3 protein-coding genes are annotated in these 2703 nt (G+C 64.8%); all 3 read right to left on the reverse strand.

Features of this window, described 5'->3' with window-relative positions; genetic code table 11:
- Positions 1-701, reverse strand: a 701-nt coding sequence (locus PI86_RS15145) for an ABC transporter ATP-binding protein (RefSeq protein WP_039324109.1), incomplete at its 3' end; no start/stop codon positions are given.
- A 200-nt stretch (positions 702-901) separates the two neighbouring features.
- Positions 902-2017 (reverse strand): polyamine ABC transporter substrate-binding protein, encoded by a 1116-nt coding sequence (locus PI86_RS15150; protein ID WP_039324103.1) that lies wholly within the window; start codon positions 2015-2017, stop codon positions 902-904.
- 62 nt (positions 2018-2079) lie between these two features.
- Positions 2080-2703 (reverse strand): aminotransferase class III-fold pyridoxal phosphate-dependent enzyme (locus tag PI86_RS15155; protein ID WP_039324106.1); only part of this gene is annotated, 624 nt, incomplete at its 5' end.

Raw genomic sequence — 2703 nt, forward strand, 5'->3', positions numbered from 1 at the left:
TTGCCTTCGCTCATCACTGCGAGGCGGCTCGCCATCGTCATCGCCTCCTCCTGGTCGTGCGTGACCATCACGCAGGTCACGTCGACCTTCTCGATGATGTTCACGAGTTCGAGCTGGGTCTTCTGGCGGATCTTCTTGTCGAGCGCGGACATGGGCTCGTCGAGCAGCAGCAGCTTCGGGCGCTTGACCAGCGAGCGTGCGAGCGCGACGCGCTGCTGCTGGCCGCCGGACAGCTGATGCGGCTTGCGCTTCGCGTACTTGCTCATCTGCACCAGCGCGAGCGCGTCGGCCACGCGTTCCTTGATCTCGTGCTTCGGCGTGCCTTCCTGCTTCAGGCCGAACGCGACGTTCGACTCGACCGACATGTGCGGGAACAACGCATACGACTGGAACATCATGTTGACCGGGCGCCGGTACGGCGGCAGTGAGGCAAGGTCCTCGCCGTCGACGAAGATCTTGCCGGAGGTGGCCGTCTCCAGCCCGGCGAGCATGCGCAGCAGCGTCGACTTGCCGCAGCCGGAGCTGCCGAGCAGCGCGAACAGCTCGTTCTTCGCGATCGTCAGGTTCACGTTGTCGACGGCGGTGCTGTCGCCGAATTTCTTCACGACGTTTTCGATGCGCACGAACGCGTCGTTCTTCGAACGGGCCACGGGGGCCGGTTGGGTCTGGCGTGCGGCAGCGGAAGAGGGTATCGATTGCATGGGAGTCACCATTCGTTCTTCACGGATTGCAGGCGTGAGCGTCCCCGCACGAGGCGCGCAACGCGACTCGCGGACAACGGCTCGTGCCGGATGGAACAGGGCGCGCGGTGCGCGCGGGCGGACGGAACGTCCGCGGATCTCGAGCGGGCAGGCGTCAGCCGACGATCAGCCGATGCCTGCGCCGCCGTGATGGTTCGCGATCAGTGGCCCGTCTTCAATTGCGCCCACAGACGGTTCTCGAGGCGCAGGATGTCGGCCGGCATCGGCTTCATCAGCACCATCTTCTTCAGCACGTCTTCCGGCGGATAGACGGTCGGGTCCTGGGCGACGGACGGCGTGACGAACGGGTGCGCGGCCTTGTTCGCGGTCGGGTAGAACACCGTGTTGGTGATCGCCGCGTTGACCTTCGGATCGGACACGTAGTTGATCCACTTCATCGCGCTTTCCGGGTGCGGTGCGTCCTTCGGGATCACCATCACGTCGAACCACAGCAGGCCACCTTCCTTCGGGTTCGAGAACTTGATGTCGTACGAGCGCTTCGCCTCCGACGAGCGACGGTGCGCGATGCCGACGTCGCCCGACCAGCCGAGCGCGACGCATACGTCGTTGTTCGCGAGGTCGTTGATGTAGCCGGACGAGTTGAACTGGGTGATGTACGGGCGGACTTTCTTCAGGACTTCGAACGCCGCCTGGTAGTCGCCGGGGTTCTTGCTGTTGGGATCCTTGCCCATGTACTGCAGCGTGGCCGCGAACACGTCGACGGCCTGGTCGAGGAACGACACGCCGCAGCCTTTCAGCTTCTCCATGTTGCCCGGGTCGAACACCAGTGCCCAGCTGTCGACCGGCGCCTTGTCGCCGAGCGCCTTCTTTACCGCCTGCGCGTTGTAGCCGATGCCGTCCGTGCCGTACGCCCAGGGGACGCCGTACTGGTTGCCCGGATCGGCATCCGAGATCATCTTCATCAGCAGCGGATCGAGGTTCGCGAGGTTCGGGATCTTCGACTTGTCGAGCTTCTGGTACACGCCGGCCTGGATCTGCTTGGCCATGTAGTTCGAGGTCGGCACGACGATGTCGTAGCCCGAGCTGCCCGCCAACAGCTTCGCCTGCAGCGTGTCGTCGCTGTCGTAATTGTCGTACTTGACGTGGATGCCCGTCTGCTTCTGGAAGTTCGGGATCGTGTCGGGTGCGATGTAGTCGGACCAGTTGTAGACGTTCAGCTCGTCGGCATGCGCCGACGGGCTGGCGACCGACGTGAACGCGGCCGCGGCGGCAAGGGCCGCGACGGAACAGGCTTGGCGAAGAAGGCAGGCACGCATGGTGGAATTCCCTTGGGTTATGGTGGCGTGCGGCGCCCGCCGCACGCCTGTAGGCAAAGCCGTTACGAAAGGCCCAGTTGCTGGGCGGTCGCATCGACGGCCTTCTTCGCCTTCGATACGAGCTCATCGATTTCCTGACGCGAGATCACGAGCGGTGGCGACAGCAGCATCCGGTCGCCGGTCGCACGCATGATCAGGTTGCCGTTGAAGCAGAAGTCGCGGCAGATCGTGCCGACCTCGCCGCCGTTCGCGAAGCGGCGGCGTTCGGCCGGCGACTCGGCGAGCTGCAGGCTCGCGACCATCCCGTGACCGTGCACTTCGCCGACGATCGGGTGACGCGCGAAGGTTTCGCGCATCAGCGCCTGGAAGTAAGGGCCCGTGTCGTGCTTCACGCGCTCGACGATCCCTTCGTCGCGCAGCAGCTTCAGGTTCGCGACCGCGACCGCCGCGGCGACCGGGTGACCCGAGTACGTGAGGCCGTGATTGAACTCGCCGTTGTCGATGATCGGGCGTGCGATGCGTTCATGGATGCCGACCGCACCCATCGGCACGTAACCCGACGTCAGGCCCTTGGCCATCGTGATCAGGTCCGGCTCGAAGCCGAAGTGCTGGTGGGCGAACCATTCGCCGGTGCGGCCGAACCCGCCGATCACTTCGTCCGCGACCAGCAGGATGTCGTACTTGCG

It is taken from the genome of Burkholderia sp. A9, assembly GCF_000801975.1.

Bases quoted from the DNA above. Each gene is read 5' to 3' on its own strand.
- PI86_RS15150 (WP_039324103.1), bottom strand. From the start codon at position 2,017: ATGCGTGCCTGCCTTCTTCGCCAAGCCTGTTCCGTCGCGGCCCTTGCC.